Annotated in this window: 21 protein-coding genes; all 21 read right to left on the bottom strand. The window is 32.9% G+C overall.

The annotated features are described in order from the left end of the window. Nucleotides 1–47: 47 nt before the first annotated feature. Nucleotides 48–836: an alpha/beta fold hydrolase gene (locus JJL45_RS11675; RefSeq protein ID WP_068605392.1), complete on the bottom strand. Its 789-nt coding sequence runs from the start codon at nt 834–836 to the stop codon at nt 48–50. 190 nt (nt 837–1,026) lie between these two features. Continuing rightward, a complete protein-coding gene (locus JJL45_RS11670; protein WP_068605403.1) occupies nt 1,027–1,476 on the bottom strand; it encodes a hypothetical protein in 450 nt (149 codons plus the stop codon). Nucleotides 1,477–1,740: 264 nt separating this feature from the next. Next, complete coding sequence (locus tag JJL45_RS11665) at nt 1,741–2,022, bottom strand: type II toxin-antitoxin system RelE/ParE family toxin (RefSeq protein WP_068605138.1); 282 nt, start codon at nt 2,020–2,022, stop codon at nt 1,741–1,743. A gap of 8 nt (nt 2,023–2,030) precedes the next feature. Beyond that, nucleotides 2,031–2,249 (bottom strand): tRNA pseudouridine synthase A, encoded by a 219-nt coding sequence (locus tag JJL45_RS11660; protein WP_068605143.1) that lies wholly within the window; start codon nt 2,247–2,249, stop codon nt 2,031–2,033. 218 nt (nt 2,250–2,467) lie between these two features. Then, entirely contained in the window at nt 2,468–2,785 is a 318-nt protein-coding gene (locus JJL45_RS11655) for a type II toxin-antitoxin system RelE/ParE family toxin (RefSeq protein WP_082936015.1), read from the bottom strand. Further along, nucleotides 2,785–3,018: a hypothetical protein gene (locus JJL45_RS11650; protein ID WP_068605405.1), complete on the bottom strand. Its 234-nt coding sequence runs from the start codon at nt 3,016–3,018 to the stop codon at nt 2,785–2,787. The genes JJL45_RS11655 and JJL45_RS11650 overlap by 1 nt, the downstream gene beginning before the upstream one ends. Nucleotides 3,019–3,299: 281 nt before the next feature. Continuing rightward, nucleotides 3,300–4,532: a DUF1566 domain-containing protein gene (locus JJL45_RS11645; RefSeq protein ID WP_082936012.1), complete on the bottom strand. Its 1,233-nt coding sequence runs from the start codon at nt 4,530–4,532 to the stop codon at nt 3,300–3,302. Nucleotides 4,533–4,667: 135 nt separating this feature from the next. After that, entirely contained in the window at nt 4,668–5,519 is an 852-nt protein-coding gene (locus JJL45_RS11640) for an IS3 family transposase (RefSeq protein ID WP_202664388.1), read from the bottom strand. Beyond that, a complete protein-coding gene (locus JJL45_RS11635) occupies nt 5,519–5,890 on the bottom strand; it encodes a transposase (RefSeq protein ID WP_068605397.1) in 372 nt (123 codons plus the stop codon). Before JJL45_RS11635 ends, JJL45_RS11640 begins: the two co-directional genes overlap by 1 nt. 188 nt (nt 5,891–6,078) lie before the next feature. Beyond that, nucleotides 6,079–7,287, bottom strand: a complete 1,209-nt coding sequence (locus JJL45_RS11630) for an acyltransferase family protein (RefSeq protein WP_068605410.1) — start codon at nt 7,285–7,287, stop codon at nt 6,079–6,081. Between the two features lie 210 nt (nt 7,288–7,497). Then, the gene (locus tag JJL45_RS11625; protein ID WP_068605357.1) at nt 7,498–9,108 is read right to left on the bottom strand and encodes an oleate hydratase; all 1,611 of its coding nucleotides are present in this window, start codon (nt 9,106–9,108) and stop codon (nt 7,498–7,500) included. Between the two features lie 61 nt (nt 9,109–9,169). Further along, nucleotides 9,170–10,738, bottom strand: a complete 1,569-nt coding sequence (locus JJL45_RS11620) for an oleate hydratase (RefSeq protein ID WP_068605358.1) — start codon at nt 10,736–10,738, stop codon at nt 9,170–9,172. Between the two features lie 193 nt (nt 10,739–10,931). Then, entirely contained in the window at nt 10,932–11,831 is a 900-nt protein-coding gene (locus JJL45_RS11615) for a hypothetical protein (RefSeq protein WP_068605359.1), read from the bottom strand. Nucleotides 11,832–13,459: 1,628 nt separating this feature from the next. Then, nucleotides 13,460–14,038, bottom strand: a complete 579-nt coding sequence (locus JJL45_RS11610) for an outer membrane beta-barrel protein (RefSeq protein ID WP_068605303.1) — start codon at nt 14,036–14,038, stop codon at nt 13,460–13,462. Between the two features lie 75 nt (nt 14,039–14,113). Further along, entirely contained in the window at nt 14,114–16,549 is a 2,436-nt protein-coding gene (locus JJL45_RS11605; RefSeq protein ID WP_082936007.1) for an arylsulfatase, read from the bottom strand. Between the two features lie 42 nt (nt 16,550–16,591). Then, nucleotides 16,592–17,164 (bottom strand): DUF1566 domain-containing protein, encoded by a 573-nt coding sequence (locus tag JJL45_RS11600; protein WP_068605301.1) that lies wholly within the window; start codon nt 17,162–17,164, stop codon nt 16,592–16,594. Nucleotides 17,165–17,238: 74 nt separating this feature from the next. Continuing rightward, a complete protein-coding gene (locus JJL45_RS11595; RefSeq protein WP_068605299.1) occupies nt 17,239–17,820 on the bottom strand; it encodes a Crp/Fnr family transcriptional regulator in 582 nt (193 codons plus the stop codon). A 163-nt stretch (nt 17,821–17,983) separates the two neighbouring features. Beyond that, a complete protein-coding gene (locus JJL45_RS11590) occupies nt 17,984–18,727 on the bottom strand; it encodes a hypothetical protein (protein ID WP_202664138.1) in 744 nt (247 codons plus the stop codon). Nucleotides 18,728–18,944: 217 nt separating this feature from the next. Further along, nucleotides 18,945–20,843, bottom strand: a complete 1,899-nt coding sequence (locus JJL45_RS11585) for a DNA methyltransferase (RefSeq protein WP_068605294.1) — start codon at nt 20,841–20,843, stop codon at nt 18,945–18,947. A 9-nt stretch (nt 20,844–20,852) separates the two neighbouring features. After that, nucleotides 20,853–23,711 carry a DEAD/DEAH box helicase family protein gene (locus tag JJL45_RS11580; RefSeq protein WP_068605292.1) on the bottom strand — a complete coding sequence of 953 codons (2,859 nt, stop codon included), beginning with the start codon at nt 23,709–23,711 and terminating at the stop codon, nt 20,853–20,855. Continuing rightward, entirely contained in the window at nt 23,701–23,907 is a 207-nt protein-coding gene (locus tag JJL45_RS11575) for a helix-turn-helix domain-containing protein (RefSeq protein ID WP_068605290.1), read from the bottom strand. The genes JJL45_RS11580 and JJL45_RS11575 overlap by 11 nt, the downstream gene beginning before the upstream one ends. Nucleotides 23,908–24,197 lie beyond the last annotated feature (290 nt).

The following is a 24,197-nucleotide window of genomic DNA, read 5'->3' as shown; positions in this document are numbered from 1 at the left end:
TGGCAATAGTTTTTTTTATTTTCAGGTACTAACCAAAATTCTGAAATTTAATTTGATATAGAATTATAAATGTCAACAAGAATTTTTGAAATTTCAGACATTGAAGGATCTTGTTCTTGTAAAGTATGTGGACCCTCAATTGTATATACTTTCCAATTTCTTGCCTTTGCTTTTATTGGAGCACTTGTTGTTCTCATATATCCAAATATTGACATAGCTTCAGTGGCAAGTACTATAGTTCCGTCCGTTTTAATGTCATTAACAATTTCTACGCGCTCCAAATATGATTTTAAGGGATGTTTAGACATTGTAGGAATGGGTTCTCTCAATGCATCAGCTGTTATAAGCCAACCATCTCCATTTTCTTTTGCTGATTCCAATGAGATACGAGCAACATCAGGCCCAAAAACATCCATTGTATTTTCTCCATTGTCTGCAGGAGCACAATCAACATATACTTGATGTTTTATTTTATTTCCTACCTTATCAACAACTCCCGAAATTACAGGTCCACCATAGGAATGACCTACCAAAATAATATTTTCTAAATTATTCCATTCAATGAAATTTACAATATCATTTATATGAGTAGATATACCAGTCTCTTTTGATAATAAGTGATTCTTTTCGCCAAGTCCAGTTAGAGTTGGATTATACACGACATAACCTTTCGAAACAAGGTCAGATTTCAGTAAATTCCATTGTCCTCCCCATTGAAACGTACCATGTACTAAAATAAAAATAGGCTTGTCATTATCTTTTTCTTGTGCAAAAGTTGCAGACGAAAAAAGAAAGATAGTTATCAGAAAAAGTAGAATTTTTTTGATTGTTTTCATATTAAATATTTCTAGATTAGTTCAATTTGATGTTGATTTTTAGATTGTTGCCAACGGTTTTGTATAAGGAAAGTTGCGTGTTTGTGTGCGAGGATTTTCCGAAGGAAAATCAGAAGCAAGCAAACGAGCAACTAACTTTGGTTTAGCTAAAACTAGCAATTTTTTTTATACGGTGTTGGCAAATCGTTTTTTATTCCACAAGTATTTTATAAATTCCATTTTCAGAGTCCAATTCAAATTCAGATTCTCCAATTGTTATTTCGTTATATTCTGTATAACTACAACATTCTCCCATTTTTCTTTCAGCATCAACATAAAAATCAAAGATGTGATTATCAGAAATATCAATTTTCAGATTCACAATTTCGGTTTCCCAACCAATTGAACCAATTTGAATCAGATTAATATTATTTTCTGAAATAAATGTAAATTCTATCGGTTCATTATCATTCAAGTTGTCAGTTATTTCTATATTTCCAGAATCATAAGTTCCGTTAGTAAATAAGTTTTCTCCACTAGTTTTATCAACAATTTCAAATTGAAAACTTTGAGGAGGTGTAAAGCATTCTCCACAATCATCATTATTACAACTTTGAAAAATTAAAGTAAATAGTATTAGAATTAAATTTATTTTTTTCATATTTAATATTTTTTTTAATTAGATGTGATTTTTCCCGAAAGGTTGCTCTCTAATGTTTGCCAACGGTCTCGGCTATGATTAGTACGGGAATAAAAAAGAAATAAATTACCGAATAAACACTTAGCCAAAACTTTTTATTTTGTTTTATCTTTTTGTTCTAAAGCGAAATCAAAAGATTTGGCGGACATTATAAAAATATACTAAACTTTAGATTAAGCACCTAAACCCGTATTAATTATAGCCAATGTTGTAAATAGTAGTTTTTTAGTCAGTTGGTTCTTCCTGATATCGAGTAAATCCAAATATCTCAATTTGATTTTCATTAATTCTAAAAACGATTGTATATCCCTTATATATTAAATCCCTAACAGATTCATTTTCAAAGTATATTGATTTTCGGTATAGATAAGGGTTCTCAGGTATTGTTTTAATCCTCTTTATCAATTCTGATTTTAGTTTTCTTGCTGATTTAGGATTGTTTTTGGCAATATATTTTAATTGTTTTTCAAGTCTTTGAACAAAAGTGTCCTTGTAAATAATTTTCATATAAACATTTAAACTATTCCGTTTAATCTATTTTCAAAATCTTGCTGAGATATAAAGTTAGCTTTTCCACTCTCAATTTCATTTAATTCTTGTTGTAAATATTTTTGAGTAGAAGCAAAGTCAGAAGTCTCACTTACAATCTCAATTTCCTCTTTATTGAATTTACTCAATAACCATATGAATTTGTCATAAACTTTATCGTTTATTTTTAATTGTATAGTGTGCATAATATTCTGTTTTATACAAAAATACAAAAAGAGTTCTACATTCAGTTTTCTGTAATGAGATTTTTTGTTGTTATTATTTACAACGTGCTTGTATATGGTTTGTTGCGTGGTTTAAGCACCTAATTTAGCAAATAATGACGGAATATAAAATCCATAAGGATTTTCGTAAGTAGGCGAGAATCAAGCAATAAATTATATACGGTGTTGGCAACTGGCTTTTATTTTGTCCGTTTTATTTTTGGTGGATTTTGTCGTGTATCAAAAACGTCAGCTATTTTTATAAATCCGTTTTCTTTGTCCACAGAATAAATCAATTTATAATTTTTGAATACTAAATATCGATAATGAATTTCTCTTTGTTTTAGCAATTCTTCTTCTTGTCCAATGAAGGGTGTTTTTATTAACTTTTTTGGCTCATTGATAATTCCTTTCACAAGTTTTTTTGCAATTCTTATACCGGCTTCTTTTTTATAATATTCGTAGATTTCGTCAAGTTGAGTTTCAGCGAATTCAGACCAAATAATTTTCAATGTCATTATTCATATTTTGCTAAAAGTTCAGAGCTGCTTTTAAATCGATTGTTTCGGAAATCAGATTCCGATTTGTCAATTCTTTTATTCAGTTCCTCTTGGGTCATAGGTGCAAATATTCGCTCGTTTGAAGCGTTTTTTTCTTTTCTCAAAATTTTTTCGAGGCGTGAAACCGCTTCTTCGCTTTGAAGTTTTAAAAATTCTTGTACAAATTCTATTTTTCGAGCTTCTAAATTCATTTTATCCAGCTTTTTATCAAAGGTACAAAATTATCAATTTAAACATCAATTTTTCTTTTTTGACGAATTTGACAGCTTGTTGCCAACGGTCTAGGCTATGATTAGTACGGGAATAAAAAAGAAATTAATTTCCGATTAAACACTTAGCCAAAACTTTTTATTTTGTTTTATCTTTTTTGTTCTAAAGCCAAATCAAAAGATTTGGCGGACATTATAAAAATACACTAAACTTTGGGTTAAGCACCGAAACCCGTATTAATTATAGCTATTGTTGGCAGTAGTTATTTAATATTTCTTACGGCTCTTATAAAATTATATACATAACGAACATCACCTTGTGGACCAAAATTATCAGGAAAATCTGCTGAATTACCAGATTTTGGGTCATTACGTTGTGCTCCTGCACCATGTACATCCATTAGTACATTATTCATTACTCCTTGTGCCTCTCCAAAACAGAAGTATACTGCATCGGTATATGGAGTTGGGCCATCTTTTAATGGGGAGCTTGACCAATAATAACCATACTGCCCAGAATTACCATCTGTATCTGTAATCTCTGTACAAGAAAACAATGGATCAATGGCAGGAGAAGAAGAGGTTGAAGGACTTCGCGTATAATTAACTATACTTTGTAATTCCTTTGCATTTGGCATTCTCCAATCACTGTGCCCACCAAGTGTAAGTGATTCTGCGTAGTCCAATGCATTTTCCCAATCATAAGTATTGCCGTCATCCGCCTGTTGCCACATTAAACCTGTTGCATTATCTGTAATTGTTCCATCTCCATTATCGGTAAAGTTGTTTTTACCATAAGATTCGTTACCTCTTACCATTCTAAAATACATAGTGTTAGGAGAACCATTTGAAGGGCTATATTTTGGATATGCCTTTAATCTACCATCAACAAAATTATAACCAAAAATTGCTTCATCTCCATTCATTACTTGTCCTACATAATGTGTTTTAGACCATGTTTGTGCATCTATCTCTCTTTCTCCTAAAGATTCATCACCTATAGGTTGCTCAAAATAATCTATGTCAATGAACATCGTTACAGCATCTTCACCAAAACATTGCCCTGTAAAATAAGCTAATGAATAAAGCTCTTTTATGGTAGGTATTCTCCAATCTGTATGTCCACCTAAATTTATAGTTTCTACTAATGTTACAGCATCGTCATAAGACATTTTATCCCCCATATTTTGTTGCCACATTAAACCTGTAACATTATCTGTTATAGTTCCGTCACCATTGTCGGTGTATGATGGTTGATTTCCAATATAAGTAGCATCTTGACCATAAAAAGCATCACTTACATTTGGTGCTGTAATTATGGCATTATCACTATAGAACTCAAAAACATCTGTATCAACTATTGAGTATGGCAAATCTGGAGTAGGTAATTCAATGACTTCATCCTCATTAGACTCGTTATTAATATAGACATCATCGTTACTACAACCAAAAAATATGGAAGCTAATAATAACAAGTTTAAGAAATCTATTTTCATAATTTTTTATTTTAAGTATTTTGATACTATGACTTAAATATTGTACAAAGGTTTAAAATCTAATTAGTTTATTTTTTGAGAGCATGAAGGAGAGAATGTCTCGTCCTAAAATATGGCTACAGTTAAAAAATGAATTTAAGCAGCTAAATTATAAACCATATTAGGTGTTTTGAAGTCTAAAGATAAGTGTAATCTTATTTCGTTATATAAATTAATTGCATTTTTTGTTGCTCTCTTAGCATGCGCCATACTGTCAAAGGTTTGATCAAGATAAAACTCATTTTTGAGTATCCCGTTAACGCGTTCAGCCATAGCGTTTTCGTAACAATGATTTTCTTCAGTCATGCTAATGCTTATTTTTTTTCTTTTAAGTATTTGTGTGTACACATTACTGCAATACTGAATTCCTCTGTCTGAGTGATGTATGAGCCCTTTAACGTTTTTAGCTTGGTATAGCGCTTTATTAAGTGCTCTTACGCAGCCATTTAACTCCAGGCTGTCACTGAGGTCATAACCAACGATTTTACGAGAATACATATCGGTTATAAGGGCTAAATAACAGAAGCCTTTTATGGTTCTGATGTATGTGATATCACTTACCCAGACTTGATTAGGTTCTGTAACTTCTAGGTCTTTAATGATGTTTTTGTACTTGTAGAATCTGTGCAATGAATTGGTGGTTCTAGTACTGTATTTTTTTCTAAGTGTGAGCATATTGTGTTTTCTAAGGATGTTAAATAAAGTGTCTCTACCTATTTTTAAGTTAGCGTTAGTAAACTGTTGGTCTAATGATTTTAAAAGTTTCCTAACGCCTTCTCTAGGAAGGGATTTGCGTCTTTGCTTTACAATTTCGACAACCTTTTGTTCAATCTGTAAACGCTTTTCCTCTCTACGTTTGAATTTGTAGTAGGCATCACGTTTAACCCCGAAAGACTCTGTAATGGTGTCTAAAGATGCAAATCCCTCAGACTTACCTCTAGCTTTAATTAAGGCTTGATATTTAGCTTTTTTTTTAACTCAAGAATGGATTTGTAGCCCAGCTGTTCCGCAGCTACCTCAAGGTAGGATTCATCTACAAGAGCGTCCATATCCTTTTTTAAAAGTAGTTTTTTAAGCTGTTCAATTTCCTTTTGTAGCTCTTTAATACGTGTTATTTCATCTTTAGTTTTCACAGTTACTCTTGTGTTCATAAGGTCTTTACGGTTGTATTTTTTAACCCACTCATTAATAGTTGTAGGGGCAATACCGTATGCCTTACCTAATTGATACTTGTTTAGTTTTCCAGTAGTAAGTTCGTCTAAAATTTTCAGTTTAAAAGGTTCTGAATACCGTCTGATTACTTTGTCGTTTTTATACATAATGTTTAAAATTATGTAGCCTTTATTCAGGACGGGTCAGAATTATTGCCAACGTGTTTGTGTATGGTTAGTTGCGTGTTTAAGCAACTAAATTAGTAAACAAATACGAACCCGAGAAAATTCCGAAGGAATTTTCCAAATAAGCAACGACCAAAGCAATTAATTATACACGGTGTTGGCAACAGGTTTTATTTGTCTAAAGCTCGTTTTAATTTTGATAACTCTTCTGCTTTTTTGATATCAGATAGTTTTCTCGAGTATTTTCTTCCATTTAAAAAATTTCCTATAAATGTTCCTCTAACTAGAAAATGATAACTTACAAAACAGATGATTCCAGTACTGATTAGAACTAACAAAAATTTTACTGTTGCAGGTAGTGGCCAATCATAAATAAAACTTGGAATGATGGCGGTTAACGGTAAATGGATTAAATATACCCAATAAGACGAATCGGATACATAGCGCATTGTAGCTGAATGATTACTACCAAAACGAATAAACAAACCCATGATGCCAAAAGCAAATAACCATATCATAATTGATTTTAGAATAATATGAGTTTCATAATTAAATGCATCATAATTAAAAAAGTGAACTGTAAAAAGTGTGATTCCAAGAACAGTACTAATCCAATCAAAGTGCATCATAGTACCTAATAAGTGTTTCGATTTAAATAATACCCATCCTACCATATAAAATATAAAATAATAAATAAAGGTATTAAAATCGAGTATAAATGATGTAGATGTAGCTACTGAAGAAGTACCCATAATAAAATAAACGATGGCGGTTAAACCTGCGAAAATTAGGATACGTAGCAATGGCTTTTGAATTATCCAACTAAATGAATTTGATATATGATTGGATATACTCGGAAGTTTTTTAAATAGCAATCCAAGTCCTACTGAAACAAAAGTAATAATAGCCAAATAATAAAGAAACCATAAATGAAAAGTCCTACCTGGAATTAGTATTTCGATATTAGAAAAAGGTGCTAATGCTTCCGATAATGGATTATTGCTTCCTTCAAATAATAATTTTGTAAATCCAAAAGAAAAAACAATAAAAGGCCAAAGTAATAGCACAAAAACTATAAAAGGAATAACAATTCTAGATATTCTATTTTTAACCATTTTAAGAGGTTGTCTTTCGTAAAACAACATAGCTCCAAAAAAACCAGCGACTATAAAGAATATTTGCATTCTAAAAGCGTGAATAAAGCTAACAATAAAATCGTTTGATAGATGTGTTGCCAAAGCATCTTTTATAGACCAACTTCCATATTCTATAACTCCATAGGTAATTGCAGAATGAATAACTAACCCTAAAAGCATCATAATTGCTCGTAAAGAATCCAATGAGTGAATTCTTTCAGTTTTGTGTGGTTTGGTTTTCATATGGTTGGTTAATATTTGATGACGGTACTTTAACTTGTTGCCAACGTTCCGTGTATGGTGTCGTAGCACCCCGAAGGGTGCTATGCACTATACACACTGTTGGCATTCGTTATTTACCTGTTCAAATTCGCAAATTATTGACAGAATGGCTGCGAAACATAAGGGGCATTTACAAATGCATTCTGTTTGAACAAAGAGTCCCGTAGTATTTCAACCCAAAATTGCTTTAGCCGATTTGAAGTTGGTCCAAGGATCATGCTGCCCAAAATACATTTTGGGCGGTTCTATTGAGGGGTCGATTAGTTTGTTAATCGCCAAAATAGCTCCGCGAACGCTATATTCAGTCGTAAATACAATGCCATCTGGAATTTCGACAAACTGCCCTAGTAGAGCAAAATTTTCTGAACCCTCTGGCACTACTCGAGGCCTGTCTCCTTCTGTTCTCGGAAGAAACTGAGAGATTCCATAAGGCAGGCGACAAGGTACGCAGTAGGATGTATCGAGGAGTTCTGTTTTTTCCTTCTCGTCCAAGTCTCCCCATAAATGCCCCAGGATTTCCTCTAAAATTTCTCTTCCGGTACATTCATACATTGGTTTTTTTACAAATTGACCAATGTTGTCCTCACCTAGTGCCGAAACCCATATCACACAGGTGTCTGGGTCTTGACCAGGAAAGAAGGGCTGTCGATAGGTGTGCACATGCAGAATCCATGGAGATTGGGTAAGTGGTAACGGACTTTGTCTCCCCATTTGTCGTTCAACTAGCCATTGAAATTTTCGCTCAAAAAGGTTACCTCTAAAAGTCACTGTACAGTGCATCATTCTGGAAAGTGAAACATCACGTAAGAAGCGATCAGGTCGACCAAGGTCAGGTTGCTTTGAGGCTATTTTCTGCCATAATTGATAAGCTCCTCCTGGTTTGTCTGCTACTGTTGTGGATACGGGCTTGTCATGAGAGCCGTAAGAATGATTGGAAACAATGGAACCAATGGTTAAGAAAGCTTTGTCATGAGGTCGTACCTCGATTGCATCCATTTTAGTGCCTGTAGAGGTTTCAAGATGTAAGCGTTCCACCCAACGCTGATTACCACTTACTTTGAAGTCAACATCTGTAATAGACGTGTTATAACGTATTTTAACTCCTTTTTTCGTCAAGAGCTGAATAGCGGGTAAGATAAATGAATGGTAATTTGTGTAACGCGTACGCTCTAAGGAGGTCATTTTCTCCATATCAGACAATCGATGGAAGAATAGTCGCATATAGCGCTTCATTTCTACTGCAGAGTGCCATGGCTGAAAAGCAAAAAGGGCACGCCACATGTACCAGTAGTTACTTTTAAAAAACTTTTCGCTGAAATAGTCGGTAATTTTAGCGTCTGCTGGAATCTTAGATTCAGGTATTTCAATCAAGCGAGCCATTTGCAGTGCTTCGGTAGGCCCTAGCCCAAGATCATGCCCACTATCTTTTTCACCGTTTGCGTGCAACAGTCTTACCACAGTATCGATATTACATTCTTTATGATTGCGCTCATGATCATCCAGGCAGGAACCATGTTCGTCATAAGGAATCAAAGACCATAGCTCTTTGGTGCAGCAATATACTTTGTCTTCATACATGCGGCTACCACGCATGAAATAGACTGGTTTGCCGTCAATCATTTGAAATGATGCATCCATTGAACCACCAACCAAATCAGTTTCAGGGTTTTTTTCTAAAATGTGAATATTTTCAGGCTTGAAACCAGCTTTCTGAACCAGGTATACTGCGGCTGATAGCGAGCCTAAGCCTAAACCATTTAGGTATATTATAGAATCATCCATAGTTTAATATTATTGTTTAATAAAAATTTATACTTCTAATATAATTTTCTTCTTCATATTTTTATTTGAATGCCTTTACCACAGAGTCAATCAAAACTTTGGCAGACTTATCATGCTTGGTTATAGGTGGTATTTCTTTATCGATATCTAATAGCTGATAAACGGCAGTTTGGGCGGCACGAATAGAAAATTCAACAGTAAAGACAACATCGTCCTTTAATTCCACAAATTGACTCACAAAAGCCAAGTTTTTTGAAGTTTCTGGCACTGGCTTTGGCCTGTCAGTATATGCTCTGGGCATAAACATAGAAGTAATGTAAGGCATTCTACAAGGTATACATGTTGCTTTGTCAAAGACACTTTTGTCAAAGTTTAGGTGGCCACATAATTCAGTTAAAATTTCATCTCCGTTGCATTCGACCATTGTTTTTGGAACAAAATCTCCTACTCTATCGCCATGCAATGCATACCCCCAAAATACCTGTACGTCATCTGGTTGATTAATGAAGTGAGGTTGATTATACAAGACTACGGACATGAGCCAATTAGAATCTTTGAAAGTTACCAATCCCCCCGTTCCCGGTTGATTACCTGATAATTCAGTCATCTTATCAAAAAATTTCGGTGTTCTACAGGTAACTGTAAATGATTCCCAAAATGATTCTGGTATGCTGGAATTAAACGGTTTAGGGTTCCCAAAATCTGGCCGCCCGTTGGCCAATTTTTCCCACAATTTCCAGCCATGGCTGTCCTCTTTGGTTTTAAGAAGTGGAGGACTTGTCATACTTCCAAGACTAGAAGCATCTGTCATGGAACCGTTTTGCAAAATCACAATATCATCTGCATCGACAGAAATGGTTTGCCTGTTGCCATCAGCGTCTATTTCGAGAGAAGTTACTGTGACTTTACCATCAATTTCCTGCGTATGCACATCCGTTACAATGGTATTCGAATGAAAATTTACATTTCTATCTTTTAGCCATTTAAGCAAAGGCAGCACAAGAGAATCATATTGATTGTAAATTGTTCTTTTTACCCCTGCAAGCGTTTCAATTCTCGGAAACTCATTCATAAACCGGTGCAAATACCTTTTAAATTCTACTGCACTATGCCAGGGTTGAAAAGCAAAAGTAGTTTGCCACATATACCAAAAATTGGAGTCAAAGAATTCTTTTGATAACCAGTCTGTTATTTTAGAAGTTCCCAATTTTTCTTCTGTGGCTTCCGTTAAACGCAACAGTTCAATTCTATCGTGCATGGTAAACTTCATGCTGGATACATCTACTATATGACGGTTTTCATCAACAAGTCTGGCTTGAGAATGCGGAATGTGTTTTTTGTTAAAAGCAATGATCTCTTCTTTAACAGACATTCCTTCGTTTTCTAGTGATGGGATGCCTTCATACAATCCCCACAAGCATTCGTAGTGATCGGTTGTAAGCATTCTTCCCCCCCTTAAGGAGTAACTTCCATCTTCTAAACGTTTTCCATCTAAACTACCTCCTTGGGTTGGCAATTTTTCAAAAATGGTAATTTGGCTACCATCCATTCCACCATCACGAATCATGAATGCTGCGGCAGTTAAAGAACCAATTCCTCCGCCAATACAGTAAGCTTTGTTTTTTTTCATAATATTCAATTTTTATTAATTAACATTTATTACTACGTAACGTTTAAATGAATGCCAACGAGTTTGTATATGGTTTGTTGCGTGTTTCAAGCAACTAATTTAGTAAATAATTACCGACCAAGAAAGTCCGCGAGGACTTTCGTAAGTAAGCGAGAAGCCAGCAATAAATTATATACGGTGTTAGCACACGTTATTATTTTTCAAATGTTACTGGTTCAGAGTCTTTTCCTTCATACATTGTATAATAAGTGTATTCACTTTCTCCTTTGTACCAACGATATCTTGATTGTTTAAATCTAAACATATTCAGAACTTCCTGAACTTGAATTTGAAAATCTTTTTTGTTTTTATTCGCAGCAAAAACTCCACCACTAAAGTTTATATATCTTTTTCCAGTTCCATTAGCTGAAACTTCAATGTCGTTTTCCCACATTTTTTTCGAAACAATTTTCGCATATTGTTTTCTTAAATTTGGAAACTCTCGAATTTGTATTCTTGAAACTTTTGATTTTAATTTTTTTCCTAAATTTTGAATTTCTACTTCTTTTGATTCTTCAGCTTCTTTAATTATTTTCGCCCAACTTGCAAAAACAACTATATCCATTTGAAGTGCATCTATAGTATTGCCATCAGCAAATTTTATACCTTTGTCTATTGACTTTATTTCTCTTTCAAGTTGTTCTTTTTGTTTTAAAAGTTCTTCTTTTTTAGCATTTTCTACTTTCAGTTCGTTTGCAATTCTTTTTTCTTCGTCTGTTAAGTTGCTTAAACTATCAGCCTTTTTTATTAATAATTGGGCATTATTATATAAAGTATCGGTTTTTTGGATTTTTTCTAACTCTGAAATTGCGTTTGAGTAATTTCCATCTTCTATATATTTATTCGCACTTTCAATATTTGCTTTTGCATTTATTGTGTCACCAATAAACATAACTCCTAAAATTCCTGTAACAATGATACTTAAAAACCAGTATCCAATAACTTTCAATCGAGTTGGTTTATTTGTCCAACGTAATACTAATGATGGTTTTACAAGTCCAACAATTAATGCAATAAATAATGCAAAACTTAATAATCCTAAAATACCTGCCATAATTTTTCTTTTTCTGTTTGGTTTTGTTTAAAATTTCAAATCTAATTTTTCTGCTAAAAAGAAACTTCCGGTTTTCCGTATTTGTTTAATTTTAGCACGATTTTTTGTTTTATGTGTGCTAACGGTTTCGTGTATAATTAGTGGCGTAATTTAGCACGGAAGATAACAAATAAAAACCGAATAGAAAATCCGCAGGATTTTCGTAAGCAAGCTCGACCTAGCCATTAATTATACACTGTGTTAGCCCACGTATGTTTTTGTAGAATCTGTATTAACCAATTTAAACAACAAATTTTTCACGAACTGATTTGCCGTATTTATTAATCCGTTGTCCTGCTTGCGAATTGTTATGTGTCCGAAATCGTAAGAGTGAGAAAATCCGATTTATTACGTTTTGGTTTGCCGAACAGTTTTTCAATCCGCCGTCCAGATTGCGCAAAATTATGTGTCCGAAATCGCAACAGTGATAAAATCCGATTTATTGCGTTTTGCTTTGCCGAACAGTTTATCACTCCGCCGTCCAGATTGCGTAAAGTTATGTGTCCGAAACCGCAAGAGTAAGAAAGTCAGCTTTTAGCGAATTAATTTGGAGTAGGAGTTAGCAGATATTTTGTGATTAAACCACTTTTTTAGAACCGAGTGAGCATGTGGGCTAACGGTCTCATGTATGGGAAGTTGCGGACAAAAGGAGAATGATTTTCCGTAGGAAAATCAGCCGTCCTAAAATGCACTTGCCATAAATTCTTGCCTAAAGTAGCAATTTTTTATACATATTGTTGGCGCACGTGACATTTTTAAGAATCTGTTTATCCAATCTTAAAACACTAGTTTTTGCGTTTAGCTTTGCCGTCTAGCTTGCGCATTGTTATGGATCCGAAATCTCAAGAGTAATTAAATCCGATTATTGCGCTTTGTTATGCCGCAAAGTTTGTCTGTCCGCCGTAATACTTGCGTATTGCTATGGTCCGAAATCGCATGAGTGAGTGAAGTCCGATTTATTAGATTTTGATATACGCACTGGTTATCAGTCCGCCGTAATATTTGCGTAATGCTTTGGTCCGAAATCGTCTGAGTAAGAAAGTCAGATTTACAGGATTAGATTTGCCGTAATATTGGTTTTTAGGAATATTAAACCGCCATTTTTATTACGCTCCGCAATCATGAGCGCCAACGGTCTAGTATATGAAAAGTAGTGAGTTAAAACTCACCAACTTTCGGAAAGCAATATACTTATTTAAAAGCAATAGCGATTTAAGCTAGCACCAAAACCGCTATTTTTTATATACATTGTTGGCGTGTCGTTGTTTTTTATTGACCAACATATTTAAACTTAATTAATGACTCATCAACGAATGTTTTGTTTCCGCTTCTAAATTTATATAAGGAGTTTATTCAACACTTCATTCCTGATACTATCAATGATACAATCATTTAATTTGAATGTATCTGTCCATTAAAGAGTGTGTTTTCGAACCCGAAAACTTCAAAATAAATAGTTGAATTTTTTGATTTTATGACTCCATTAATTTCTTGTAAAGTTCCATTTTCTGGAGTTAAAAGTAAAAATAGAACTGCTATCCCTATTGCTTTTAGTGTTATAAGTGAAAACAATATGTTAATACTCTTAATTAAAACCTATAGCCTAAACTTAAATTAGCTGTTTGAGATTTACTACTAACATACTCATCAATCATAGTACCTGTACTTTCTACTCTATCCGTCAAACCAAGTGAAGCACGTAAATTCACAAAGAAACTCGGACTAATTTCGTATTGAGCACCTAATTCAAACCCCAACCCAAATTCATTAAACTGTATAACATCATCCGAAGTGATTAGATAATCAAACCTAGGACCTACTAAAACACTAAAATCACCTGCAAAATTATATTGTAACAATACAGGTAAAATAATATCGGTTAAATTGGTGTCTTCCCAATCGGTTCCTGATCCATTATAAAAGGCAACTTGTAGTTCTGGGTGTAATAATAATTCATCGGCTAAATTAAATTCTTTAAATATACCAATATAAAAACCTTCAAAAGATTCAGAATCAGTTATTTTTTCACCTAAAATCTCTAGCTTATTTTTAAAATTAATACTTGTAAAACCTACAGTAACTCCAAAGTTTTTTTCTTGAGCATTCACTGTAATCACTTCAATTATAAACAAGAGAAATGTAATTAATGTTTTTTTTATATATAACATATTGTGATTTTTTTTCAAATAAATACCTAACAGTTTTTTAACGTCTGTTAGGTATTTACTTAATATTAATTATTATTAATGACTCATCAAAGCACGTTTTGCTTCAGCCTCTAAGTTTACATATGGCGTACCTTCAACAGTTACACCTACAAAATCAATTGTTCCATTAGCAAACTTACTATCTGACGGATACAACTCGCTCACGGCATCACCGCTATCGTAACCAATACATAAGCCATCTCCAGATAGAGTAAACTTAGCAGGTTGTGTTCTCATAGCGCCTTCGGCAACTGCTTTCCCATCAATATAAAGTGTAGTGTTACCAATTGATTCACCTTTATCTCCTGCTTTATCTTTCTTGAATTCCATACCAATAGTATGCTTACCGGGCTTAAGTTTTATTGAAGATTCAAAAACTTGCTCTGGTTTAATTCCTAAGAAATTATATACATAATACAGTTTATTATTCTTGATAAATAAAGAGTGTCCTCCAAAACGTGAACCATGTGCAAAAACTACCCCTGATGTTTTATCTGTAATTTCTACATTAGCCAATATTTTATAAGAACGACCTCTAACATTTACAGCATTACCCTCTGGTACGGGTGCTGCAAAAGGATAATAAACATATCGGTCTCTTGCAGGTTCTTGCGATGGTCTTTCAATTCCAATAATTTCAGCCGCACTTCTGTCATCAAGAGGTAAAACATTGTTTTTTTCTGCCTCAACAAACCAAGCATCAATTAATTCCTGCAATTTTTCTGGATTTTCTTTTGCTAAATCCTTCGATTCTGACCTATCCACATCTACATGGTATAATTCCCAATCATCTTTATCAAAATTACTTCTTCCTGAAAGTGGAGCATGTATTGCTGCTGCTTTCCATCCCTCTTTCCATATACCGCGAGAACCTAACATTGCAAAATACTGTACTTTTTTCTGAGTTGGGTCGTTTGGTTTAGCATCGAAAGTATAAGCCATTGAAACTCCTGATAAAGGAACTTGTTTAACACCATTATATTCCTCTGGCATTTCCAAACCAATTGCTTCAAGCAATGTAGGCACAATATCTACCGAGTGGTGGTATTGATTTCTAATTTCGCCTCTTGCTTTAATTCCTTTTGGCCATGAGATAACTAATGGGTCATTAGTTCCCCCTGCATATTGCGAATAACGCTTAAACATTTTAAAGGGTGCAGAAAATGCAGATGCCCAACCTGTTGGATAATGCTCATAGGTTTCTGGTCCACCTAACACATCAAGATACTTCATGTTCTCTTCTAATTCGTCTGGAAAATTATTGAAGAATTTATTTTCGTTAACGGAACCATTTGGACTACCTTCTCCAGATGCGCCATTATCGGCAGCATAAAGAACGATAGTGTTTGCTAATTGTCCACTTGCTTCTAGGTAGTCAATTACTCTACCAACTTGAGCATCAGTGTATTCTGAAAAAGCAGCATAAACTTCGGCCATTTTTGCGAATAATTTCTTTTCATCATCGTTTAAAGAATCCCAAGGGCGTACATTATCAATGGCTTCTGCCATATCTTCACGCATTGGGTTCATTGGAGTATTTACGGTTCCTTCTGGCAAGATTTCTTTTTCAATCATACGTTCAGTAACCCATTCTCTGTAAGCATCATAACCGGCATCAAACTTGCCTTTATATTTTGCTATATAGTCTTTTGGTGCATGGTGAGGCGCATGATTTGCTCCAGGATTGTACCACATGTACCAAGGTTTTGAAGGGTTTGTAGCCTGTTGGTCGCGAATCATTCCCAAAGCGTGATCTGCTAAATCTTTAGAAAGATGGTAGCCTTCTTCAAATTCTTTATCAACAAAGTGGTTGTCTTCAATTAAATCTGGATACCATTGGTTTGTTTCCCCTCCAATGAATCCGTAAAACCTATCCCAACCCATTTGTAATGGCCATTGTTTTTTACTACCACCTGATGCTACATCTTGCTCAGGCACATTATGGTTTTTCCCAATCCAAAATGTGCTATACCCATTGTCTTGTAAGATTTTTGAAAGTGGTGTTACTTCAGCGCCCATTCTACCATTTGCACCTGGGAATCCGTCTGCAGTTTCTGTAATGGCTGCCATACCATTTAGGTGATGATTTCTACCTGTCTGAATTGTGGAACGAGTAGGCGAACACAGGGCTGTAGTATGCCATTGAGTATATGTTAATCCGTTTGCTGCCAATTTATCCATTGTAGGCATATTAATAGCTCCACCATAAGGAGACCATGCACCTAAACCTGTGTCATCGTAAAGTATAAACAAAATATTTGGAGCCCCTTTGGGAGCCGATTTTGGGGTGTAAGCTGACCAGTCCGATTCTGAGTCTCGAACATCAAGAGCGATTTTGCCCTTGAATTTTGGAGTCGAGCTATTTGCTTTATCTTTCTCTGTGCTACTGTTGCAGCTGGTAATTCCTACAATTAACAACGTAAAAGTTATTAATTTGAATAGTGTTCTTAAAAGTAGTTTTTGTTTTTTCATTTGATTTTTATTTCTATGATTATAAAATATTGATTTTTTGTTTTAGAACGTTCTAATAGCCCGAACGTAATTCTTTTTGTCTTTTAATTCGCTTGACTGATTTCCGGCACCAAAACTTTGAATCCAAACAGTGTTATCTAAATAATGTGAAGATGACCAGTATTCATCTGCATGAAGGTATCCTCCATTATTTTCAAGGCATGTTTCTTCCACTATATCTCTATGCTGATATAGTGAGTCCAACTCATCCCTACTTGGTAGAAACCAATCTTTATATCCATTATGATTAAGTTTATCGCATAGATCAGCAGCTATGCCAGTAGTGTTACAAGCAGTAATAATGTCTAAAGTATTTTGAGCACCTGTTCCGATTTCCAGACCCTTGGCTCCAAAATTAAGCAATGAAGGACATCCCCATTCTATATCAAAACCCTGATCTAATACTGCACAAACTAATCCATGTTCTCCAGATTCATCAAGATGGAAAATTACTCCACCTTCGTGAAAATCACCAATAGCCAAAGTTGGAAGAGGAGGTTCTGCCTCTTCTTTATCACATGATTGGAATAAAAATTGTGAACTTAATATTAAGGTAAATAAGATTATTTTCTTCATAATGAATTTTGTTAAAAATTTGTTCAAAGATATGTTTATTCCTTCGAGATAGAAATATCATTTGATATGTGTGCTTAGCTGTTTTTATTCTTAACACGATGAAATGTTAATGGAGTAACGCCTAAGAAACTTGCAAGATGTTTGTCGTAAGTCGATTTCAGATAAAGAGGATTCCACTTCATTAAATCGTCATAGCGCTCTGCTGCGTTCATGGTTACGAATGTATGTATGCGATGAGAAAAAACAAGAATAATTTCCTTCATGAGATTTAAGTAGAATGTCATCATTTTTGGGGTTTCAAATGCTATTTCTTCCAATTCTCCCATATCAAAAATAAGTACATGACAGTCAGTGATCGCCTCAGTATCTAATAGTGAAACCTGATCGTCTCCAAATGATCTTGCATCTCCCATAAGGAAACCTTCCGAACGTAAATGACAATTTAGTTCTACTCCATTAATTATAGTGAAGGATCGTGCTGAACCTTTTAGAGTGATAAAGAATCTTTTATCCTTTCTTCCACTTTTTAGGATAGTTTCCTTGCTTTTAAAAACTTTATAGGTGGATATCGATAATAATATTTTAACTTCCTTTTCTTGTAAATAGGGATAGAATTTTATTAATAAGTCTCGTATTTCTGATTGTGAAAATGTCATTTTGTTGTATTGTTTTTCAATGCACGCCAACGGTCTAGGCTATGAGTAGTTGCGTGGGTTAGTTCTTAACCTTGCAAGCACACACCAAACTGAAAATCCGAGAGGATTTTCAGAAGTAGCCGAGAACAAGCAATTACTTATAGCCATTGTTGTATGCCGTTTTTTATCTTAAATTCGGAAAAGGTAGACGATATGAAACCGAAAATTTCTTTCCATTTATTTCAATAGCTTGTTTTTCCTTCAAGTCCGATATAAGTGCTTTGAATTCCTCAAAGTGTTCTTTTGGTAAGTATAGACTATATAAGGATTCACTTCTTTTAACCGTCAATTCACTTTCCAAATTAGGCCAATTTTCTGGCCATTCTTTTGGTTTTTCTGGCGAATGACTATAATCGGTTAACATAATTTCAATATTATCTGGAATCCATTCTTTCTCTTTTTTGTTTTTATATATTATGAGATTATCGTAGACAGTTAAAAATTCTTTTGGCGTTTTTTCTCTTACCACTTTGTCGTCTCTTAAATTTCCATAAACTTGTTTTACTATGGGTTCATTAAAATTTAAAATTAATTCATTTGTTGGTTGGTCAGTAGAATATGCAGCTTCGATATATTCTTTCATATTTACAAGACTATCAGTTATTCCCAAACTATAGATTAAATCTTGAGTTTGAGCTGAATCTAATTTTACTGAATAATAATGCATTTTCTTTTTTTCTATTCTTTTATAAACAATATTACCACTTTCGTAAATGGCTATTGTTGGAACGTCCGAACCTATAACCATTAGCCAAGGATTGGTTTCCACTAAAACAACTACAGGTGCTCCAAAATCTTCATTCCATTCTTGGCTATATGAATAGCTTGTTGTAAAAATTAATAAAAATCCAATTATAATTTTTCTCATTTTCTTGTTTTTAAATGGCATACAACGGTTAGTATATGAAAAGTAGGGCAGTAGATAAGCACTTACTTTCGGATTTACACTTAGCCATATTTTTCATTTTATTTTTATCTTTTTTCTAAAATACAAATTAAAAATGTGGCGGAATTTGCAAAAAAGCACAAGCCTTTGATTTAGCACTTTCCGCCCTATTTTTTATATACATTGTTAGCCACTGGCTTTATTCCACATCTTTTATTAATTCGTCTCCACTAATATTTCTCACTTTTATTCTCAATGGTTTTTCTGTTGTCGTAATTTTTCCGTTCCAGAATTCTTTCGACTTTTCTCCGTTTGTGATAACATAACCCAATTTGTCAATTTTAATTTCAGTTGAGCTAAACCATTCTCCTTCTTTGTTTTTACAATCTAAAGAAATCAGTTCTATCAATTCTAAACCTTCTTCACTAATTTCTATAGGATTAAACTCTTTTCCATTTTTAAGAGATTGTAAATTTCCTTTTTCGTTAAATGCTCCAATTTTCTGTAATAATCTGTCGCTTACAAATTTTTCAATTTCTATCGTGTATTCTGAATCTGCATTGTTTAAAGAAAATTCCACTTCATCATTTACAACTGTTTCGTGCAATAGATTTTTTAAATCTTTCAATTCAATATCTACTGTGGTTGCATTGTTGTCTTTTATAAATTTTCGTAATTCCTTTTCATCATCAATGTCAATGTAATAGACAATTACTTTTTTAACTGTAATAGTTAGATTTTGTATTTCTTGATTGATAATTCTATTAATGGTTGGAATATCTAATACTTTTTGTTTACTATTAATTAAATCTGGTGCATAAACTGGAATTACACCTAATTTACTGTCGTTTATTGCTCCAAACCAAAATTTTGAAACTCCTTCTACCTTTTTTTGTAAGCCTGTGATTAGAGAGCCTAATTTATCCATTGTTTGTTGTGGGTTTCTAAATAAACTCACACCATCTTTTACTTCTAATATTTTAAAGTCTGCTTTTTCTGCAATTAATCTATCTCTTACAGTTTGTATACTGTTTATACCAACATCACAATGAATAAATTTTCTACCTAATTCATTGGCTACTTTTGCAGTTACTCCACTACCACCAAAGAAATCAGCGATAACCATATTTTTGTTTGAACTTGTATTTAATACTCGTGTAAGTAATTTTTCAGGTTTTTGAGTCGCATAATCAACTCTTTCATTTGACACAGGATTAATAAAAGGGATTCTCCAAACGTCACTTATTGGTTTACCCTCCATTTTTGCGTAAACAACACGGTACTTACCAGAATTAATCAATTCTTTTACTTTAGGTTTGGTTTCATCATAGACAACTAATCCATCACTACCAAAACCACCTCCTAAAGAATAACCGTTTTTATATTTTTTTTCTAAATTTTTAGTTACTTCTTTTACTTCATTAAATAAATATTCGTCATTTTTAGAATAAAAATAAATAACATCGTGATTTTTTTGAAGAGTATTACTTTTGGCAGACCACTTATCGTAACTCCATATAATTTCATTAAGAAAATGATCTTGACCAAAAACTTCATCCATTAGAATTTTTACATAATGACCAATATTCCAATCTAAATGAACATAAATTGAGGCAGTATCACTCATAATGCTTTTAATGGCTTGTAAGTTTTCATACATCCAATTTAGATAGTCTTCTTTTTTCCAAATATCACCATACATAGTTTCTTCAAAAGCTTTTAGTTCTTCCATTTCTAATTCAGCTTCTGCTTTGGCAATTTTTTCAGCAAGTTTTGGATTTTTGCGAATGTGTACTTTTTTCGCATAATCTGCTCCACTTGCAAAAGGTGGGTCAATATATACCAAATCTACCTTTATGTTCTGTTCTTTTAAGTAAGCACAAGCAGAAATACATTCGCCTCTTAAAACTATGTTTTCAGATGCTGCACCAACTTGCTCAACAGTTTCCACTTCATAATAAGGCATTCCTCTTTTTATGCGGTTGTAAACCTCATTATTTTCTCTGTAACGCAATACTCTTTGAGTACGTGTTATGTTATCTAAAACAGCTTGTCCTTCAACTGTGTTTGGTGTGTATGGTATATATTTTACTGGCATATTCTGTTTTTATTCGTTAAAAAATGAATTGATTTTACTATTTAGCTTTCCTACATTAGTATTTAAGCTATCACTATCTTCTAAGTAAATAAAATCAAATTTTTGATAACCAAATTTTTCATTGTTTTGGGCTAAAAAGTCGGTTTCTACAAAGTTTTTCTTTTTTATAAAACTTTGGTCATTTGAAAAACCTTCTCCTTTTGTTTCTATGATTAATGCTTTGTGTATCTTATTTTCTTTGGTTCTGTTTAGAATTAAAAAATCGGTTGTGTATTTACCGACATTTTGCCAATTCTTTCCTTTTTTAGCAAAGCAATTAATTACAAATTCTGTCAAACCTCTTTCTCCATTAAAGTAGATTTCTAAATTCTTTTCTTTAAAATCTTTTAGCTGTAATGTTTTATTTAAAACGTCAGATTCAAAAGAACTATCAAAATTATAAGGCAATAAATGAAATGATTTGTCTTTTTGCTCAATAATTGGGTGAATAGTTTCAGAAGCAACTTTAGCTATTTCTTCAAATTTCCCTTCTTGTGTTAATTGTAGTATTCTATCTTGCTTTTGCTTGTCGAATTCTTCTTTAGTTAATGGTTTTTTATCAAAAGAAAGTATCTGACTGCTAATATCTTTATCTGGAAATATATTTTTGTTTTGCTCAACTGCTTTTAGGTTGTCTACAATTAAAAGATTAGCTTCTTTTGGTATAATTTCCTGTTTTGTTTTTAAACTCTTTTTAACGCTAAAAGCAACACGTATTTTTGAGTTGATTTTAAATAAATCAAATTGTTCATTAAAAAACTGTTGTTTATTTTTTACAAAAGTGATTTTTTCAAAAATTGCTTTTAGTTCTTTGTCAAAAGAATGAAGTTCTACACTTGTAATAGTTTCAAAGCTGTCTTTTGAGATATTAAATACCCAAGCGTTATAATTTGCAAGTTCAAAACCAGAATTAACTAAATATTCCGTTTGACCTTCTTCTAAAAAATCTAAACTCGTAGTTGTTATTAATGCTGTGGTTTTATATTCCTCAATGGTTTTGTGTAATTGTATTAGTTTCTCTTTTCTATTCGATTTTTCTCCTTCTTCAATAGATTGGTAAGAAACTTTAAGTTGGTAGTAATCAACTTTAGGAACTTTTAAGAAATCCATTCGAGAAACACGTTCCACCATTTCAACTTTTGTGTTTCTTTTAAGATTATTTAATTCTTCAATAGAGGTATGCTGTTCTTTTTGTAATTGTTTGTTTAAGATTTCAGCATTCTCTTTGTTTAACCAAACTAAAGCGGATTCATCATTTCCTTTAGTAACTTGTCTTAAACATCTACAAGTAGTTTGAATAATTGTGTTTTTAGAAGTGCTTTTACTTTTTTGAGGAAGAATAACAGACGTTAAACTTTTACAATCCCAACCTTCTTTACCAATGGCAACTAATAAAATGTATTTCTTTTTAGACAAAGAAGTGTCTAAAGATTTAAATTGTAATTCATTTTCTTTTGGCAAAGAATATGTTTTGTTACCTCCGTGAAAACGCAAAATTTCATCTGTGTTAATATTTAGTTCGCTTTGCAAATAAGGATATATTTCATTTTCAAGCATTTCAATAGAGCTACAATAAATAGCAACTTTTGCAATTGTTCCATTCTCATAAATGGTATTGCCATAAGTAGTATTAAAATCTTCTATTCCCTTTTTTACAATTTGAAAATGGTCTAAATTTTCGCCAATTTTAACTGTTGGTGTTTTTAAGAATTTCTCAATTGCTGTAGTTAGTGGGTAATAATAAACTGTATTTGTTATTTCCGAAATTTTTAAAACTTCATCTTCTGATAATTGAATTTTTTCAGCAGAAGAAAGGTAAGGTGTTCCAGAAAATCCAAGAACTGTAGTAATATTTCCTTTTTCATTCCAGCCATTTACAACTTGTCTTAATTTTATGTCAGAACTTGCTGCGTGGTGAACTTCATCTATTAGTAATGATAGATTAGGAATATTACCAATTAAGTTTCTTAATTCATTTGCTTTTTTATCTTCATCATCCTCAAAAAGCGATTTTTGTCCAGTTGTATCAACTCTATTTAAAATTACTTTTTCTGCGTTTACAACAAAAACTTGTCCAAATGGATTTGGTAAACATTGGTTTACTTTTTGAGCATTTGGATTACGAGCTTTGTTACTTTTTTTAGCTGATTTTTGTTCGTCTAAAACGTCAAAAACAAGTTGTTTTTTTAAGTTAGTAGCTGAAGGTTCTGGAATAACCCAAGAAGGGTCAAAGTTTTCTATTGTTCTTAAACTTGGTCCAATAGAAGTTTTAAGACCTGACGGAATTAAAACTAAAAAGTTATGAGCAAAGTTTTTGTTTTCAGGCTCGTTACTTGCAAAGTATAAATCAATATATATAAATGCAGCCATCAAATAAGTTTTACCTGAACCCATTGGTAAACTCAATAAATAATCTGCGTAGCTTACATTGTAAAAAATGTTTTTTATGATTTTGTCGTATTCGACTTTATCACAATTATCTACAATCATTTTTTCAAGATTAGGAAGTATTGTTGTCTTTCCTGTTTTTTGTCTTGAAAAGTCATATAAAGCAAATGCATTTATATTGTTTTCTAAATAGGTTCGAGCTTTATTATTTATGTTTAATGTTGAAAGGTCAGTTCCATTAGTGAAAAAACCTTCTGAAAATAATTTCCAAAGCGGTTTGTTTTTTCCTTCTATTTTAAGAAATAGGTAAGTTTCAATTGCTTCAATTTGAGTATCTCTAAGCTCTCCCTTTTCTTTTATGTATGATAACAAACCGTTAATGCTACAATCTTTTGATTGTAACCATTGATTTGTTTTGTTTCTTATAATATTATTTAGCATCCTTATTGGTTGAGCTTTGTATTAAATCTTTTACATCTACATCTAAAATTTTGGCTATTTCATTTAGTAATTCTAAACTTGGTTGCCTTCTATTTTGAACGTAGCCATTAACCATATTATAGCTTTTGCCTATTTTTTCGGCAAGCCATATTTGCTTAATTCCTTTTTCGTCTAAAACCTCTTTTATTCGGTTCATTTTAGATTTTATTAATTCGTTTGCTAAGATAGGAAAGTTAATAAATTATATCATATTATGATATTAAAAGTTGTCAACTTTATTATTCAAATCATTCTTGTGTGGTGGGATAAGGCAAGCTCTTTTTATTTTTGAGGCACGAAAAAATAAAATGTGCTTGACTGCGCGTTGGCTTTTCAGAGCTTGTGGCTAACGGTAAATTGTATGAGTAGTGGCAGATTGCGTGGTAATTTCCTGTCAAACGGCTACGCTGTTTGAGCGGGCTACAAACCTTGATATTAGTTACTTCA

The organism is Tamlana sp. s12, assembly GCF_016767215.1.
GTDB lineage: Bacteria > Bacteroidota > Bacteroidia > Flavobacteriales > Flavobacteriaceae > Pseudotamlana > Pseudotamlana agarivorans.
This window is presented reverse-complemented; position numbering and strand designations above follow the sequence as displayed.

Excerpts from the sequence above, each read along its gene's own strand:
- JJL45_RS11675 (WP_068605392.1), bottom strand. The coding sequence starts at position 836 with ATGAAAACAATCAAAAAAATTCTACTTTTTCTGATAACTATCTTTCTT.
- JJL45_RS11615 (WP_068605359.1), bottom strand. The coding sequence starts at position 11,831 with ATGGCAGGTATTTTAGGATTATTAAGTTTTGCATTATTTATTGCATTA.
- JJL45_RS11635 (WP_068605397.1), bottom strand. The coding sequence starts at position 5,890 with ATGTATAAAAACGACAAAGTAATCAGACGGTATTCAGAACCTTTTAAA.
- JJL45_RS11655 (WP_082936015.1), bottom strand. The coding sequence starts at position 2,785 with ATGACATTGAAAATTATTTGGTCTGAATTCGCTGAAACTCAACTTGAC.
- JJL45_RS11650 (WP_068605405.1), bottom strand. The coding sequence starts at position 3,018 with ATGAATTTAGAAGCTCGAAAAATAGAATTTGTACAAGAATTTTTAAAA.
- JJL45_RS11630 (WP_068605410.1), bottom strand. The coding sequence starts at position 7,287 with ATGAAAACCAAACCACACAAAACTGAAAGAATTCACTCATTGGATTCT.
- JJL45_RS11610 (WP_068605303.1), bottom strand. The coding sequence starts at position 14,038 with ATGTTATATATAAAAAAAACATTAATTACATTTCTCTTGTTTATAATT.
- JJL45_RS11665 (WP_068605138.1), bottom strand. The coding sequence starts at position 2,022 with ATGAAAATTATTTACAAGGACACTTTTGTTCAAAGACTTGAAAAACAA.
- JJL45_RS11590 (WP_202664138.1), bottom strand. The coding sequence starts at position 18,727 with ATGAGAAAAATTATAATTGGATTTTTATTAATTTTTACAACAAGCTAT.
- JJL45_RS11625 (WP_068605357.1), bottom strand. The coding sequence starts at position 9,108 with ATGGATGATTCTATAATATACCTAAATGGTTTAGGCTTAGGCTCGCTA.
- JJL45_RS11620 (WP_068605358.1), bottom strand. The coding sequence starts at position 10,738 with ATGAAAAAAAACAAAGCTTACTGTATTGGCGGAGGAATTGGTTCTTTA.
- JJL45_RS11585 (WP_068605294.1), bottom strand. The coding sequence starts at position 20,843 with ATGCCAGTAAAATATATACCATACACACCAAACACAGTTGAAGGACAA.
- JJL45_RS11605 (WP_082936007.1), bottom strand. The coding sequence starts at position 16,549 with ATGAAAAAACAAAAACTACTTTTAAGAACACTATTCAAATTAATAACT.
- JJL45_RS11660 (WP_068605143.1), bottom strand. The coding sequence starts at position 2,249 with ATGCACACTATACAATTAAAAATAAACGATAAAGTTTATGACAAATTC.
- JJL45_RS11645 (WP_082936012.1), bottom strand. The coding sequence starts at position 4,532 with ATGAAAATAGATTTCTTAAACTTGTTATTATTAGCTTCCATATTTTTT.
- JJL45_RS11600 (WP_068605301.1), bottom strand. The coding sequence starts at position 17,164 with ATGAAGAAAATAATCTTATTTACCTTAATATTAAGTTCACAATTTTTA.
- JJL45_RS11575 (WP_068605290.1), bottom strand. The coding sequence starts at position 23,907 with ATGAACCGAATAAAAGAGGTTTTAGACGAAAAAGGAATTAAGCAAATA.
- JJL45_RS11670 (WP_068605403.1), bottom strand. The coding sequence starts at position 1,476 with ATGAAAAAAATAAATTTAATTCTAATACTATTTACTTTAATTTTTCAA.
- JJL45_RS11595 (WP_068605299.1), bottom strand. The coding sequence starts at position 17,820 with ATGACATTTTCACAATCAGAAATACGAGACTTATTAATAAAATTCTAT.
- JJL45_RS11580 (WP_068605292.1), bottom strand. The coding sequence starts at position 23,711 with ATGCTAAATAATATTATAAGAAACAAAACAAATCAATGGTTACAATCA.